Source organism: Ammoniphilus soli, from assembly GCF_040813775.1.
The window spans coordinates 47,158-60,840 of the sequence record NZ_JBEGDL010000007.1 but is presented as its reverse complement, the minus strand read 5'-3'; the positions used below and the strand labels follow the sequence as shown (position 1 = coordinate 60,840).

General features: G+C 45.7%; 18 protein-coding genes. 4 read left to right on the top strand and 14 right to left on the bottom strand.

Annotation, left to right across the window (positions count from 1 at the left end):
- Positions 1-14 precede the first annotated feature (14 nt).
- The 5 genes from ABLT31_RS15500 to rocF form a co-directional block, all read right to left on the bottom strand.
- A complete protein-coding gene (locus ABLT31_RS15500) occupies positions 15-1,244 on the bottom strand; it encodes a CdaR family protein (RefSeq protein ID WP_367753123.1) in 1,230 nt (409 codons plus the stop codon).
- Entirely contained in the window at positions 1,237-2,055 is an 819-nt protein-coding gene (cdaA, locus tag ABLT31_RS15495) for a diadenylate cyclase CdaA (RefSeq protein WP_367753121.1), read from the bottom strand. Before cdaA ends, ABLT31_RS15500 begins: the two co-directional genes overlap by 8 nt.
- A gap of 112 nt (positions 2,056-2,167) precedes the next feature.
- Positions 2,168-2,779 carry a zf-HC2 domain-containing protein gene (locus ABLT31_RS15490; protein ID WP_367753119.1) on the bottom strand — a complete coding sequence of 204 codons (612 nt, stop codon included), beginning with the start codon at positions 2,777-2,779 and terminating at the stop codon, positions 2,168-2,170.
- Positions 2,780-2,807: 28 nt separating this feature from the next.
- A complete protein-coding gene (sigW, locus tag ABLT31_RS15485) occupies positions 2,808-3,368 on the bottom strand; it encodes an RNA polymerase sigma factor SigW (protein WP_367753117.1) in 561 nt (186 codons plus the stop codon).
- A gap of 205 nt (positions 3,369-3,573) precedes the next feature.
- Complete coding sequence (gene rocF, locus ABLT31_RS15480) at positions 3,574-4,473, bottom strand: arginase (RefSeq protein ID WP_367753115.1); 900 nt, start codon at positions 4,471-4,473, stop codon at positions 3,574-3,576.
- Between the two features lie 300 nt (positions 4,474-4,773).
- Between rocF and ABLT31_RS15475 the strand changes: the two genes are divergently transcribed.
- Positions 4,774-4,968 (top strand): hypothetical protein, encoded by a 195-nt coding sequence (locus tag ABLT31_RS15475; protein ID WP_367753113.1) that lies wholly within the window; start codon positions 4,774-4,776, stop codon positions 4,966-4,968.
- 58 nt (positions 4,969-5,026) lie between these two features.
- On the opposite strand, the gene ABLT31_RS15470 is transcribed toward ABLT31_RS15475, so the two are convergent.
- Together ABLT31_RS15470 and ABLT31_RS15465 are read right to left on the bottom strand one after the other, a co-directional pair.
- Complete coding sequence (locus ABLT31_RS15470; RefSeq protein ID WP_367753110.1) at positions 5,027-5,251, bottom strand: hypothetical protein; 225 nt, start codon at positions 5,249-5,251, stop codon at positions 5,027-5,029.
- A gap of 67 nt (positions 5,252-5,318) precedes the next feature.
- A complete protein-coding gene (locus ABLT31_RS15465; protein WP_367753108.1) occupies positions 5,319-5,942 on the bottom strand; it encodes a stage II sporulation protein M in 624 nt (207 codons plus the stop codon).
- 136 nt (positions 5,943-6,078) lie between these two features.
- Between ABLT31_RS15465 and pdaB the strand changes: the two genes are divergently transcribed.
- Positions 6,079-6,843 carry a polysaccharide deacetylase family sporulation protein PdaB gene (gene pdaB / locus ABLT31_RS15460; protein WP_367753105.1) on the top strand — a complete coding sequence of 255 codons (765 nt, stop codon included), beginning with the start codon at positions 6,079-6,081 and terminating at the stop codon, positions 6,841-6,843.
- Between the two features lie 38 nt (positions 6,844-6,881).
- Here pdaB and ABLT31_RS15455 read toward each other — a convergent pair whose 3' ends face one another.
- Positions 6,882-7,529 (bottom strand): KinB-signaling pathway activation protein, encoded by a 648-nt coding sequence (locus ABLT31_RS15455; protein ID WP_367753102.1) that lies wholly within the window; start codon positions 7,527-7,529, stop codon positions 6,882-6,884.
- 144 nt (positions 7,530-7,673) lie between these two features.
- Between ABLT31_RS15455 and gerD the strand changes: the two genes are divergently transcribed.
- A complete protein-coding gene (gene gerD, locus ABLT31_RS15450) occupies positions 7,674-8,309 on the top strand; it encodes a spore germination lipoprotein GerD (protein ID WP_367753100.1) in 636 nt (211 codons plus the stop codon).
- Between the two features lie 124 nt (positions 8,310-8,433).
- Here the strand turns inward: gerD and ABLT31_RS15445 are convergent, their stop codons facing one another.
- The 3 genes from ABLT31_RS15445 to ABLT31_RS15435 all read right to left on the bottom strand — a co-directional run bounded on the left by ABLT31_RS15445 (position 8,434) and on the right by ABLT31_RS15435 (position 10,812).
- Positions 8,434-9,504, bottom strand: a complete 1,071-nt coding sequence (locus ABLT31_RS15445; RefSeq protein ID WP_367753526.1) for an Mrp/NBP35 family ATP-binding protein — start codon at positions 9,502-9,504, stop codon at positions 8,434-8,436.
- Positions 9,505-9,578: 74 nt separating this feature from the next.
- Entirely contained in the window at positions 9,579-10,301 is a 723-nt protein-coding gene (cwlD, locus tag ABLT31_RS15440; protein ID WP_367753098.1) for an N-acetylmuramoyl-L-alanine amidase CwlD, read from the bottom strand.
- A 67-nt stretch (positions 10,302-10,368) separates the two neighbouring features.
- Positions 10,369-10,812 (bottom strand): DUF2521 family protein, encoded by a 444-nt coding sequence (locus ABLT31_RS15435; protein ID WP_367753096.1) that lies wholly within the window; start codon positions 10,810-10,812, stop codon positions 10,369-10,371.
- A 340-nt stretch (positions 10,813-11,152) separates the two neighbouring features.
- Here ABLT31_RS15435 and ABLT31_RS15430 point away from each other — a divergent pair, with 340 nt between their 5' ends.
- Complete coding sequence (locus tag ABLT31_RS15430; RefSeq protein ID WP_367753094.1) at positions 11,153-11,455, top strand: hypothetical protein; 303 nt, start codon at positions 11,153-11,155, stop codon at positions 11,453-11,455.
- 443 nt (positions 11,456-11,898) lie between these two features.
- Here the strand turns inward: ABLT31_RS15430 and rpsI are convergent, their stop codons facing one another.
- The 3 genes from rpsI to truA all read right to left on the bottom strand — a co-directional run bounded on the left by rpsI (position 11,899) and on the right by truA (position 13,681).
- Positions 11,899-12,294 (bottom strand): 30S ribosomal protein S9, encoded by a 396-nt coding sequence (gene rpsI / locus ABLT31_RS15425; RefSeq protein WP_367753091.1) that lies wholly within the window; start codon positions 12,292-12,294, stop codon positions 11,899-11,901.
- 22 nt (positions 12,295-12,316) lie between these two features.
- Positions 12,317-12,754: a 50S ribosomal protein L13 gene (gene rplM, locus ABLT31_RS15420; protein ID WP_367753089.1), complete on the bottom strand. Its 438-nt coding sequence runs from the start codon at positions 12,752-12,754 to the stop codon at positions 12,317-12,319.
- A 180-nt stretch (positions 12,755-12,934) separates the two neighbouring features.
- The gene (truA, locus tag ABLT31_RS15415) at positions 12,935-13,681 is read right to left on the bottom strand and encodes a tRNA pseudouridine(38-40) synthase TruA (protein WP_367753087.1); all 747 of its coding nucleotides are present in this window, start codon (positions 13,679-13,681) and stop codon (positions 12,935-12,937) included.
- Between the last annotated feature and the right edge of the window lie 2 nt (positions 13,682-13,683).

The following is a 13,683-nucleotide window of genomic DNA, read 5'->3' as shown; positions in this document are numbered from 1 at the left end:
TATGATGGTATACCTTATTCTTCTCTTTGAATATTGACTTGCGCACGCAGCGCATCCGCTTCTTCCTTGGCTGTTACAAAAGACGGCAAATTCATATGCACAGGCACTTCGTGTTCGCCAGGGGGCAAATTGCTGACATCTACAAATAAATCGATATCTTCTCGGCTGAGTTCATTCATGTTATCGGATGAACCGGCCAATGTCAGGTCAATTAATCCGTCTGCTGGACGAAGGAAGGTAGCCCTGAGCCCTGTGCCTAAACCTGTTACGCTAATTGGAATGCTCTCAATGGTTTTTTCTGCCGCTTTGGATACCTTGATTTCCAATTCAATGAAATCAGGCTCGGTTTTGACGACATTCGGCAGCAGAGGCACTTTTAATTGCAAATAGCGATCCTCTGTAAAGGTTGACAGGTCAATCTGCGGTCCAGGGTAGAAGTTCATTTTATCAATCACCTCTACAGGGCCGTAAACCGTAATTTTATCCGTAACCAGCCGTATGCTCTCGATACTGTAGCCTGGCGGCGGCTGATTAATATAGCTCAGCTTGACTGGCAGCATTTTATAAGGGCTAGTCACCGGAACCCGGATTTCTACGACAGCCGGATTGATCTCCGCCTCCATCACGTTTCCGTTTTTATCCAGAACCCGAAGAGGAACCGTTTGCTCCACAAGATCCTTGGCTGCTTCCACATTGATCGAAGCCTGAACTTGGCCGATATTCTTGATTTTGCTCTCAGGTAAGGTGACATGAACCTTCTTTGGCTTCATAATTGCTTCACCTAGAGAATAACCGCCAGCAATATTGCCAATGAACTGAGCAGTAACCTCTTTTTCTACCATTTGTTTTTCTTCCAGTACAACTTCCACCTTCTCCGGAAGAGTCCTTACGGTGAGGTCACTCGGAAAGCCAGAAAAATTAACCGGAACCATCCAAGTCCCTTTCTTATAGCTGCTCAGATCAACGTATACCTCATAGTCATTCGGATCGATGTTTTGATTTAAGGAGGCTGGAGCACCCTTTAATTCCACTGTGACCGTTTTTGGCATTTTTACAATCGCGAACCGATTCTTATCTACTTTGGCCGTTAAGCTGACCTCACTGATGCGGTAGGTTTCTACCGCTCGTTTATACTGAGGGGAAGAAGGGCTTGTCTCTCCCCCATTTACGACAAACCATAAGGAAATGGCGAGCAACAGCGCTACAATCTTCACAACATTGTTATTGCCCAACAGTCTATCCATCTGATTTTTTCCCCCTTCGTTGCCAAAGTGGGACGTTCGCTTTAACGGGAGGCTGCAGCTCCAGCAGAAGGTATTCCCGCAGTTGTTCCTCTGACAGATCACGATTTAGCTCGCTGTTTCTTGCGATCGATATTTGACCTGTTTCCTCAGAAACAATCAAGGCGATCGCATCGGATACTTCACTCATTCCAATGGCCGCCCGATGCCTTGTCCCCAGCTCTTTATTGATCATCGGATTTTCCGATAAGGGCAGGTAGCAACCTGCTGCCATGACCATGTCTTTGCGAACGATGAGAGCCCCATCGTGCAGCGGGGTGTTTGGAATAAAGATATTGATTAACAGTTCCGAGCTGACCTTCCCGCCAATCTCAATCCCTGTCTCAATATAATCGGCCAAACCCGTCTCCTTCTCAATGACGATCAATGCCCCAATCCTTCTTTTTGCCATATACTGCAGGGCCTTAATGGTTTCTCCGACAACCCTTAGTGCAATCTGATCATCCGGTTGGTGGGAACGGGAAAAAAATCCTCCGCGGCCCAGCTGCTCAAGCGCTCTGCGCAGCTCTGGCTGGAAGATGATCAAAATCGCCAGAAGCCCGATATTGAGGGCCTGTGACATCAACCACTGCAGGGTTCGAAGTCCAAAGTACGTACTTACCAGCCAAGTAAGAACAATAACGATAATACCTTTAAACAGCTGGATGGCACGTGTACCTCTTAGGACGATAATCAATTTATAGATCAAATAGGTGACAAGGAGAATATCGATGGCATCACTCAAATAGTCAATCATATTCGGCAGTGGACCCATGATAGTACATCCCCCATTTTTTGTCTTTATCCCTTAGTATACACCATGTGTGGGAATAGTTGTACGTTTTGGCTATTTAGTTATATAAATAGGACACGGTTTTCCCGTGCCCCTAAGGAATGATCTGATAAGCCACTTTTTTCAGATTGTACCAGACCCATTCTACGGCTTGGTGGATTTCTTCTCTTTCTCCGGTAATTTGTCCCGTTGAAGCAAGATAGATTCTTCCATCAATGGCTACAACATTGCCCTGAACTTGTCCTTCTACCGTTATATCCGCATTCCTTACGACAATGTCGCCACTCACTACACTGTTGGCAGGCACAATGATGTTGTTTCCGGCATTGTCGATCTCCAGCTTTTGCATCTGTTCCGCGGACAACTGGAACTGATTATCCTCATACCAATAGGCGGTCGTACTTCCTGCCATCATCAAGACAAACAGGGAAGCCGCTACAAGGAACGGATGTCGCTGTAGCCTCTTCTTCCATAATTGCATGGCGGTTTCTTTCGGAAGGGCGGCCAAGACGCGGTCAGTAAAATCATGGGGAGCATAGATGTGAGATGCGCTTTGGACGATAGCTATCGTCTGCTGAAGCGAATGGAATCTCCTCTTGCAGTCCATGCACTGAAGAAGATGTTTTTTTAGTTCCTGTTCATCATGTTGGCTGATAACTTCATCCAAATAGTCGTGAATCTGTCGAGCCGCCTGTTCGCAATTCATATTGCACCCTCCTTCCAGAACCGTAGGATTAGAAATTGAGCTTTTTCCGAAGAGCTTCCCTTCCGCGATGGATTCTCGTTTTAATGGTTGAAACGGGGAGCTTCAGTACTTCGCTGATTTCGTTCAGGGATAAATCTTCGATATATCGCAAGGTAATAATTGACCGATACTTGGGAGTTAAACTTCCGATCGCTTCCTGTACTTGGCCCTGTAGCTCCCCTGTCAGCAAGCTCTCTTCCGGACTCGGCCCCTGATCCGCCAAACGGTCATGCCAATCTAGCCCATCCGTTCCCTCTACCTGCTTATCTAAGGAATAAACCTGCTTTCTCTTCCGAAGATTATCGATGCAGAGATTGGTCGCAATGCGGTAGATCCAAGTCGAGAACTTGTAGCTCGGGTCATAGTTGCCAATATTGGCATAAACCCGCAAAAATGTCTCTTGCGCCACATCTTCCGCTTCCTGGGAATTACCGAGCATTCGGTAGGAAACCTGGTAAACCTTATCTTTATAAAGCTCAACCAGTTCCGCAAATGCGTCGCGGTCACCTTTTGCAATTTTCTTTATTAACTTTTCTTCGATCGAGCCCATGGCTATCCCTTACCCTTTAGGTCTAATGTAATATACGGAGGCTTGCTATAAAAGTTTCAAGAATGGATTTAAAAATTTAAATCCAGATTGTGCCTCAGTGGTGCAAGATTGCATTGGTAAAAATCAAAAATGCGGATTATTCCTCAAAACCAAAGAAAGAAGGTGTCGTTTCACAGACACCCACTTCTACTTCCACGTTTATTTATTATAACAGCTTATCCCCAAATGCGGAACTCATCAAAGCGACGGCAACTTTAGCCGTTTTATTTTGGACATCCAGGATCGGGTTTACTTCTACAAACTCCGCTGAAGTCAGGATATCCGACTCGGCTAGCATTTCCATCGCTAAATGGCTCTCGCGATAAGAAATTCCTCCGATAACAGGCGTACCTACCCCCGGGCAGTCGTGAGGATCCAGGCCATCCAAATCGAGGCTTAGGTGCACCCCATCCGTTCCTTTCGAAGCAATCGAGATCGCTTCTTCCATCACTCTTGGCATTCCTAAGCGATCAATTTCATGCATGGTGAATACCTTTAGTCCAATCTGCTTGATCAGTTCGCGCTCGCCGGCATCGAGGTCACGGGCGCCAATAATTACCGCATGCTCCGGCTTGATCTTCGGGGCAAACCCTCCAATTTTCGTTAAGTCAGGATGGCCAATGCCTAAAGAAACAGCCAGGGACATCCCATGGATATTCCCTGAAGGGGACGTTTCACCCGTATTCAAGTCACCATGGGCATCATACCAGATCACGCCCATGTTTTTCTTATGCTTAGCGAGTCCGGCAATTGTCCCTATAGCAATGCTATGGTCCCCGCCAATGACTAAGGGAAAGCGGCCTTTTTGCATTTCCTGATCGACGACTTCAGCAAGCTCCGCATTGACCTTGGTGATTTCGGCTAAGTACTTTAGATTGTGGTGAATGATGGGATACGCCTCTGGAGTCGGCACGCGCAAATCCCCTGTATCTACAATATTGTAGCCTATTGATTCAAGTCGCTTTTTTACGCCAGCATAGCGGATCGCACTTGGACCCATATCAACCCCTCGGCGATCTGCACCCAAATCCATCGGAACCCCAATAATCGATATATTTTTATTCATTAGCTTTTTCCTCCTCCATTCGTCCATTTAAGCAGTCAACTTATATTGTATCTCTCAAAAGGAAAATGACTCAACTCAACATGTTTATGTATATCTATGCTGAAATTGAAAAACGGGGAAAATCTTCGAAAATCTTATCTTGCTTGATTGCAAGAAGGTTGTAAACCTTTTCATTATACTTTTTTGGCTGTTTTACGACATAATTGGATATCTAAGAACATTTACTTTATGAGGCCCTCAAGCGTAAAATAAGGCTAAAAAACGATAAAGAAGAGATGCTGGCTAATGGGAGGCCCTCAGGTGGGTGAAGAAATTCGCAGAACACTATTGCAGTGTAAGGGAGAAGCAGTAGAAATCATCACGAGAACGGATGGAAAAATTAACGGGATATTAAGTTGGCTCAGTCCTGATCGCTGCATGGCGGAGATCACCAAGAAAGACGGAGAGATTGAAACGGTTTGGGATGCGCGAATTAAATCGATAAAAAGAATTTAAAGAATGAGAAGAAGTTGTCCACTCCTAAACGAGCTAGACAACTTCTTCTTTTTTTCCATCAATGACTTGTCTTCGTCTTATTCCTTACATACTTGGATAACTCCTTGGGGGAAACCAGCCGGCCATACATCTTGAAGACGGTGGAATAACGATCTTCCATGGCCCTCCTGACGACACCGTCAATTCTTTTATCACCTAGATCCAACAGAAGTTCTTCCAATTCGCGCCGGAGCATATACTCCATTTCCTGGCATTCTTTCTGATTGAATAAAAATCCCATCATCCGCATCCCAACTCCTGGAAATTGTAAATGTGAGATTATGATTCCTTACCTTCTCGATTCTTATGCATTACAGTGGGCCCAAATCGCCAATAAACATTTGAATCAGGGCAGGCGTCACCGTGCTTTCGATCAAGGCAGCAATAAAGAGAAGGACAATTACTGCTCCTACCGTAAAGGGAAGATCCTGCAGGCTATCTTTAAAATCATCAAGGATGCCTGTTCTTCTACTCGCATTCCCCAAATTCCCTAACAAGCGGAAAATGAACGTGCCGTACTTGATGCCGAGAGCCGCAGCGAGAATGACGGCAAAGATTTCAATAACGCCATGCGGCATAATGCCCAAAACAAGGATTAATAAAGGATTGGCTCCGTTTAAAGCAAAAACCTTCAACAAAAATCCGAGCAGGACTCCATTGGCCACTAAAGCCAGAAGCGGGTAAATCCCAAAAAACACCCCAAGACCAAGCATAGATAAAGAAGCTAATACATTGTTTTGAAAAATGACCCAGAAGGTGTAGGCCACGCTGCCGTTCTTCTCAATTTTTTCCGCAATACGCTCTAATTCTTTCATAAATTCCTGCGCGACACTTTGGATCGCCTCGGCATTCAAATAACCAAGCAGTCCGCTTGCGATAAAGATCAAGGTTCCAAGCCATAAATAACGAGAATTATTTTGCAACACCTTTCTCATTTTTCCCATGAGTTTCATAAAAGCCCAAACACCACCCTTTTTGGTACTATACCATATTTTTTTTTGTTGTTTCCAAGCATAACCTCGTCCCTTTCGCAATACATTTGTATTGGACAAACACAGGGAGGGAAATGGGATGAAATTTATTTGGGTTTTGAACGGAGCCAAGCTTAAGCAATACTTTGTCATCCTCATGGCCGCCATTTTTGCCATTGGTGTCGCTTATGCTGAAAAGCAAAATATGGCCGTTTTCACCCAGACAAGCAAAGCGCCGGCTGCCATTTACAAAGTGGAAACCGATCAGAAAAAACTGGCTCTGACCTTCGATATCAGCTGGGGAGAACAACGGGCTACCCCCATCCTTGATATTTTGGAAAAGCATGGGGTAAAGAAAGCCACCTTCTTTCTCTCGGCAGAGTGGAGCAAAGAACATCCGGATATTGTTAAGCGAATCGTAAAGCAAGGCTATGAAATCGGATCTCATGGCTACAAACACATTAATTACAGCCGCTTAACGGACGATGAAATCCGCAAGCAAATGCGCCAAGCGGATACGGTCTTGCAGGAAGTAACCGGCAAAAAGCCCACTCTTATTCGGACACCCAATGGGGACATTGATAAGCGGGTTCTGCGTATCGCCGATGAGCTGCAGTATAGGGTAATCCAGTGGGATACGGATTCCAAAGACTGGCTTAACCCAGGGGTAGACAAAATCGTTCAGAACGTCGTGACAAATGCCCATCCCGGCGATATCATCTTAATGCATGCCAGTGACTCGAGCAAGCAAACACATCTTGCTCTGCCCACCATTCTGGAACAGCTAAAGAAGAAGGGATATGAATTCTCTACCGTATCGGAGCTCCTTGCCGATGCCAAAGTCAAAGCCAAAGAAATAGAGTAAGGGACTTTTCTTTTTTGAAAAAGTCCCTTCTCCTTGGTCTAGTTGCTTTTGGTCTTTTTTTTCGGTGTCACTCTTGAATTTGTAAGCGCCGCAGGCTCCTCTATGGGGCTTTTTTTCGTTAAGCGGTGCAGCTGCATCACCTGCCAGGTATTGCAAAGAAGAAGCGGGATAAGCATATAAAACATGCCTGTCAGGTTATTTTGCTTCAAGGCAGGAATCCATTCGATAACCGTAACGACAAACATCACAAATACAGTAGGAATGGCTGCATTCCTATTTGTCTGCTTTACTTTAAAGTAAGAAACGGCCATTGCATAAAGCAAAATGCCTAATGGGATCCAGATGTATCCGAAAAAGCCCTCTCCCTCTTGGGCAAACGTAGTAAACCGAAAATATACCATATCAAAAAATGTATAGGCGATCAGGAGGATCTGGACATAAGGCCAAAAGCTCTTAAAAACACCAATCCCTACATTATGAATCGTTAGATAAGCGAAAAAACCCATCTGGGAAACAACGCTAAACAGCAGTCCCAGCCCAAAGTTCCACACGAGCCCCATGATTACGTTTGTCCATCCTTGTCCCCAAAGGGTCCCTTGCTCCAGGATTATCCCTAAAAGAACAGAACTGACACCCCCCACAAGCAAGGTGGTGGAAAAGAGATAAAGCCACTTCTTGATGTTCAACCCTCTGCCCTCCCTCATACCATGTAACATCTATATAACTCTCTGATTGTACCATACTTCCCTTTCAGCATGCATCCATTTGGATAATCGGGTATTTCTGCGGAAAACTAATCCTAAAGGATAACCGAAAGGAGCAATAGATAGATGTCTAAACCTGCTAAATGGCTAGTCCCCTTCAGCCTTTTCTTACTGATCCTGGGCTGTAATCAGGGTGGCGGTCAGGAGAAAGCGTCTCCTGATTATAAAGAGACTAAAACGATGGTCTTGGATATTTTGTCAACGGAAGAAGGAAAAAAAGCAATCCAGGAGGCTTCCCAGGATCCCAAGGTGATGATGGCCGGACCTGAAATCCAATCGACGGTCGAAAAAACCTTGATGGACCCCAAAAGCAAAGAGGGATTTAAGGAACTCCTGAAAGATCCTAAGGTGGCAAAGGCTTTTGCTAAGGCTATAGAAGATGAGCACAAGAAATTGATTAAAGATTTAATGAAGGATCCGGAATATCAACAAATGCTAATTAAAGTTATGAACGATCCTAAGTTTGAGGAAAGCTTGCTGCAAACGATGAACAGCACCACCTACCAGCAGCAAACCATGTCCGTCATGAAGGATGCCATGCAAAGCCCGCTATTCCGCTTAGAGATGATTAATCTCATGGTACAAGCCCAAAAAGAAATGATGAAGCCCGAACAGAAAAAGGGTGGCGGCGAAGGCGGCGGCGGCGGTGGAGAAGGCGGAGGCAGTGGAGGTGGAGGCGGCGGCGGCGGTGGAGGCAGTTAAGGAGCTGGGTGATCCCAGCTCCTTTTTTTACTGTCAGAGTTGATAACTTCGTTACATCATGTGGACAGCACGAGGAAAACTTGTTGACGCCGAACTAAAAGCTTGGCGTCAACAAGTTTTCTAGCTATGCTTTATTGATGATTTTTTTGGCCATATCCATATAAATGGATCCGATTTTCGATTCCTTTTCATATACAGAAGGCGCCGCTTCTGGATTATTCGGATCGATTTCAGGCTGTCCAAGAGGAATCTGTGCCAAGAGCTCGGTCTTTAATTCTTGGGCTAGCTTCTCTCCCCCGCCTTTTCCAAAGATGGCTTCCTGGCTGCCGCATTTTCCGCATTCGAAATAAGACATATTCTCAACGACACCGAGGATCTCATGACCCGTCTTAAGCGCCATGGAACCCGCACGCGCTGCAACAAACGCCGCTGTAGCATGAGGGGTCGTCACGATGATCTCTTTGCTTTGCGGGATCATCTGATGGACATCCAAGGCCACATCCCCTGTTCCTGGGGGCAAGTCCAATAGGATATAATCCAGTTCTCCCCAATGAATCTCGGAGAAGAAGTTGCGAAGCATCTTTCCTAGCATAGGCCCGCGCCAGATGACAGGAGAGTTGTCTTCTACGAAAAAGCCCATGGAGATGACCTTCACCCCGTGACGCTCAACCGGAAGCACGACATTGTCGATCACGGTTGGCCTTTGCGAGATTCCCATCATTTCAGGAACACTGAATCCGTAAATGTCCGCATCCACCACACCTACTCGCTTTCCTAGACGCGCTAAGGAGGTAGCCAAGTTTACCGTGACGGTTGACTTCCCAACCCCTCCCTTTCCGCTTGTAATCGCAATAAAGGTCACTGGTGATTCTGGACTGAGAAGAGGAGAGATCCCTCCTGGAGCCGTCTGGCCTCCTCCACGCAGCTTCGCTGAAAGCTCGGCGCGCTCCTGTTCGGTCATTGCGCCAAAATTCACATGCACGTCCGTCGCCCCGAGTGCTTTGATCGCATTGACAACGTCTTCTTGAATTTTGACTTTCAGAGGACAGCCTTGGATCGTGAGAATCACATCCAAGCTAACCGATGTTCCCTCGATTTTTATATTTCGAACCATGTTAAGTTCCACAACACTTTTATGTAGTTCTGGATCCTCTACACCTTTTAAGGCTTCCAATACTTGTTCTTCTCTTATCATCGAGGCACTCCCTTCCCGATTACCTGTTTTCCAACCGGTTTTCATTATACCATAGTAGGATGCCCATATATAGGCTATTCCACATACTCAGTGCTCGGGATCTTCTCCCCCCCGTAGTATCTTAATATCCCTTGATAGATAGCATTAGCCATGCTTTTTTGGTACTTTTCCGAAGCAAGCCGCGAAGCTTCTTCCGGATTAGAAAGGAATCCGACCTCAACGAGAGCAGACGGCATCTCCACATTCTTCAGCAGGTACATGTCCCCTTTTTTCTTTGCAAAACGAGTGGTATTTTCCAGCTTATTCTTGATTTCATCTTGGATGAGAAAGGCCAGGATTTGATTTTCCTGCTTCGCCGGGAAGTAAAAGGTTTGAGCCCCAAACCATTTCGGTGAAGGAATCGCATTCAAATGGATGCTTACGGCTAAGTCGGCATGGCTGGCATTAATCATCCGAACACGCCTGTGTATATCCTCCCGCTTCAGCTGCCCTTTCTTTCCTTCCTGGACAAGGTCCTCGTCCACTTCCCTTGTCATAATGACCAGCGCTCCCGCTTCCTGCAGAAAATCCCTGAGGTAAAGCGAAATGTTGAGGGCGACATCCTTTTCAATAACGCCATCCTTACTCATCGCTCCCCCGTCGAACCCTCCATGTCCCGGATCAATGGCAATGATGGCACCGGATAAAGGCAGAGACCAAGCCGTCCACGACTCGCTCATGGGGTATTCGTAGGTAATAATGGATAAGAGCAGCAAAAAACAGGCAATCCATAGCAGAACTTTTTTCTGCTTTACCATAACTCAGGTCACCACCTCGTCCAGTCTTATCTCTAACAATCTATGGGACAGGTGGCTGAGATATGCCTTACATCAACCGCATTTTCCGTTGTTTTTCCCCGTACAAAACACCTTTGCGGAACCATTTTCCGCCCAGGTCCTCGGCCATAATCGAAAGCGAATAAACATCCCATTCGCGAAGAAACTGATGTAACTGGTGCCTGCTGGATAATTGGGCTAAGGAATCCTGCAAGTCGCGAGAATATACTTGCTCAATTTCCTCCAGGCTCTTTCCATCCAAACGCAGCTTACTGGCCTTGATCCCCATCGTAAAAGAATCAATAACCGTATCCCCCAGAAATTCTTCGGCAAGATACTTCTGCAGGAAAGAAAAATGCTCAATGCTGTCTTTCACAATTGTCTGGTAATATTTATTTAACTCCTGGCTATCAATGCCATATAGCGCTTTTTTCTGTAACGCCTCATGCCGATGATTCGCCAGCTTTTCAAATGAAACAATGTTGTCTTCCATGTTGTATCACCTAGTTTGTAGTTTAGTAGTTTTTTATCCATTGTTTCTCGTTGCAGGGGAGTTCATACGTGGGGAATCGTGGAGGTAGGTTTTGGTTGGGCTTGAGGGAGATTGGCCGTTGGTCTGGCTAGGCTAAACCGCGCTGGTTATCTGCAATGGCTACTGGTTGGGGAGTTTGCTATTCTGTTTGGTGATCAAAGTGGATCAGTTTGGGAGTATTTCTTAAAATTTGTGAGTTTGGGGTGCGAATTCGACTGGGGTCTGGCGAAATCAGCGGGGTTTGTGGACAGTTATTTGGAGTAGTTGTGGAACGCTAGTAGCCATAGGTGATCCGTCGACAATGCTTCAAACCAACCCAGGCATGCATCAAATTTTTCGAAAGATTCTTCAAGCGGAACAGATTCCAGAGCGCATCATTGAACTCAATAACCAACCAAGAGAAAAGCTACTAACACCCTATATGATGCAAAAGATCAGCGAGCTTATCATTAACCAACAGCAGTATCAAGCCGATCCCATTGACATTCTTAAGAGATACTCTTTAACCTCGGCTGACCTCCACCAATTCGATGCCCAACCTGCACACATATCCCCATCCAAAGGATACACGGTAGCTGGTACTGTCCTCAATGCCGTCAGGTGAACAAGCTTGCTCATCAGGAAACAATCCAAGATTATCTCCATCTCTTCAACACGATCACAAATAAACAGTGCAGAGAACTCCTACTGATCCCATCGATCAACATGACCACTAGACTCCTAAGAGAAATGAACCTTACTCACAAAGGTTCAGGAAAAGCGACTACCTACTCTCTACCACCAACCTAGATAGTTTTATTTAGCAGACTCTGCCCTCTACCTAGATAATTTTATTATTCAGACTCTCCCACCAACCCAAATTGTTTTATCGGACCATACTCTCTTGCCCAACAGCCTAAAATCTTCTATGAGAAATCCGGGGTCAGCCTGAACATATTTGTATCTGAGCGGGTCCTCCCTTTCCCTTTCCCTTTCCCTCTAACTCCCCCACAAACAAAAAAACCAGCCTGGATATCCAGACTGGTTTTTCTTTTGACGCATCCCAAATTAACGCTTGGAGAACTGAGGTGCACGACGAGCTGCTTTAAGTCCGTATTTCTTACGTTCCTTCATACGAGGGTCACGAGTCAAGAATCCGGCTCTCTTCAAAGCTCCACGGCTCTCAGGGTCAGCTTGAAGCAAGGCACGGGAGATACCGTGACGGATTGCACCAGCTTGTCCTGTGTTTCCGCCGCCTTTTACATTTACAAGTACATCGTACTTGCCAGCAGTTTCAGTCAACACAAGTGGTTGGTTAACGATAAGCTTTAATACTTCCAAACCACCAAAATATTCATCCATGCTGCGCTTGTTGATCACAACGCGACCATCGCCTGGTACAAGGCGAACACGAGCTACGGAGTGCTTACGACGTCCAGTTCCGTAATATTGTACAGTTGCCACGAGTTGAAACCTCCTTTAATCCTTAACCGCGAATTTCCAATACTTCTGGTTGTTGAGCTTGATGCGGATGCTCAGATCCTGCATACACCTTCAACTTGGTGAACAATTGACGACCAAGACGGTTCTTAGGAAGCATTCCCTTAACCGCTAGTTCAACCAATTTGGTTGGCTTTCTTTGCAACATTTGAGCTGCAGTAAATTGCTTCAATCCACCTGGGTGTAAAGAGTGGAAGTAGTACATCTTGTTGTTTAACTTATTACCAGTAAGCTTGATTTTGTCAGCGTTGATAACAACTACGAAATCACCGGTGTCAATGTGCGGTGTAAATTCTGGCTTGTTCTTTCCGCGAAGAACTGTAGCGATTTGACTTGCAAGACGACCAAGAGTTTGGCCTTCTGCATCAACAACATACCATTTGCGTTCAACTTGGTTTGGCTTAGCCATATATGTGGTACGCATCGATTTCCCTCCTAAAGTGCCTAATGAATCTCGGTAAATAGACCAAAATTTGTAATATTTATATTCGTCGTAACTATATTTTAAATCCCGGGCGTGGGAGGTGGGAATTTAAAATAACCGAAGAATAGTGTATAACATTATTTAAAAAGAGTCAAGCAAAAAACAACAGATCCCGGCGTACTAATATTTTACTTCCCACAAAAATAAACCTTGCGCAGGCGCTGTTTTTCCCGCCAAATCACGATCTTTCCCTTCCAAGATCTCTTTGACCCTGTCCGGAGGCGTCTTCCCTGATCCAACATTCACCAAGGTTCCTACCATGATGCGAACCATGTTGTACAAGAAGCCTTTTCCCCGGAAGGTAAGCCAGACCTCGCCCGCTTCTCTTTCTTCAATGTCAATACTATAGACCTCTCGCACTTTGTCCTCTACCGCCGCTCTAATTGAACAAAACGAGGTAAAGTCGTGCTCCCCAATCAGAAAGCGTGAAGCTTCCCTCATCGCTTCAAGATTAATCTCATACGGAATATGCCAAGAATAGCGGCGTAAAAAGACATCGGGAATCTTTTGATTCCATAGGCAATAGCGGTACGTCTTTTCCACGACATCAAATCGGGCATGGAATGATGAAGGTACGTAAGAAGCCTCTAACACAGAAATATCCTCCGGTAAAAGGGCGTTGATCGCCAATGGCCATCTTTCCTCTGGAATGCGTACACTCGTCTGAAAGTGAAAGACTTGTCCTTTCGCATGTACCCCCGCATCCGTCCGTCCTGAGGCATAGATCCGAACGGGTTGCTTTACCACCTTGGCCAGGGCTTCTTCCAAAACTTCCTGTACCGTGACGCGGTTAGCCTGCAACTGATAGCCTCCGTAATTTCCTCCGTCATAGCTGACTATGCATTTGACCTTCCGGAGTTCCTCCATGA

Excerpts from the sequence above, each read along its gene's own strand:
- pdaB (WP_367753105.1), top strand. The coding sequence starts at position 6,079 with ATGAAATTTATTTGGGTTTTGAACGGAGCCAAGCTTAAGCAATACTTT.
- ABLT31_RS15490 (WP_367753119.1), bottom strand. The coding sequence starts at position 2,779 with ATGAATTGCGAACAGGCGGCTCGACAGATTCACGACTATTTGGATGAA.
- ABLT31_RS15465 (WP_367753108.1), bottom strand. The coding sequence starts at position 5,942 with ATGAGAAAGGTGTTGCAAAATAATTCTCGTTATTTATGGCTTGGAACC.
- gerD (WP_367753100.1), top strand. The coding sequence starts at position 7,674 with ATGTCTAAACCTGCTAAATGGCTAGTCCCCTTCAGCCTTTTCTTACTG.
- rocF (WP_367753115.1), bottom strand. The coding sequence starts at position 4,473 with ATGAATAAAAATATATCGATTATTGGGGTTCCGATGGATTTGGGTGCA.
- ABLT31_RS15500 (WP_367753123.1), bottom strand. The coding sequence starts at position 1,244 with ATGGATAGACTGTTGGGCAATAACAATGTTGTGAAGATTGTAGCGCTG.
- cdaA (WP_367753121.1), bottom strand. The coding sequence starts at position 2,055 with ATGGGTCCACTGCCGAATATGATTGACTATTTGAGTGATGCCATCGAT.
- rplM (WP_367753089.1), bottom strand. The coding sequence starts at position 12,754 with ATGCGTACCACATATATGGCTAAGCCAAACCAAGTTGAACGCAAATGG.
- ABLT31_RS15435 (WP_367753096.1), bottom strand. The coding sequence starts at position 10,812 with ATGGAAGACAACATTGTTTCATTTGAAAAGCTGGCGAATCATCGGCAT.
- ABLT31_RS15470 (WP_367753110.1), bottom strand. The coding sequence starts at position 5,251 with ATGATGGGATTTTTATTCAATCAGAAAGAATGCCAGGAAATGGAGTAT.
- sigW (WP_367753117.1), bottom strand. The coding sequence starts at position 3,368 with ATGGGCTCGATCGAAGAAAAGTTAATAAAGAAAATTGCAAAAGGTGAC.
- truA (WP_367753087.1), bottom strand. The coding sequence starts at position 13,681 with ATGGAGGAACTCCGGAAGGTCAAATGCATAGTCAGCTATGACGGAGGA.
- ABLT31_RS15445 (WP_367753526.1), bottom strand. The coding sequence starts at position 9,504 with ATGATAAGAGAAGAACAAGTATTGGAAGCCTTAAAAGGTGTAGAGGAT.
- ABLT31_RS15430 (WP_367753094.1), top strand. The coding sequence starts at position 11,153 with ATGCTTCAAACCAACCCAGGCATGCATCAAATTTTTCGAAAGATTCTT.
- cwlD (WP_367753098.1), bottom strand. The coding sequence starts at position 10,301 with ATGGTAAAGCAGAAAAAAGTTCTGCTATGGATTGCCTGTTTTTTGCTG.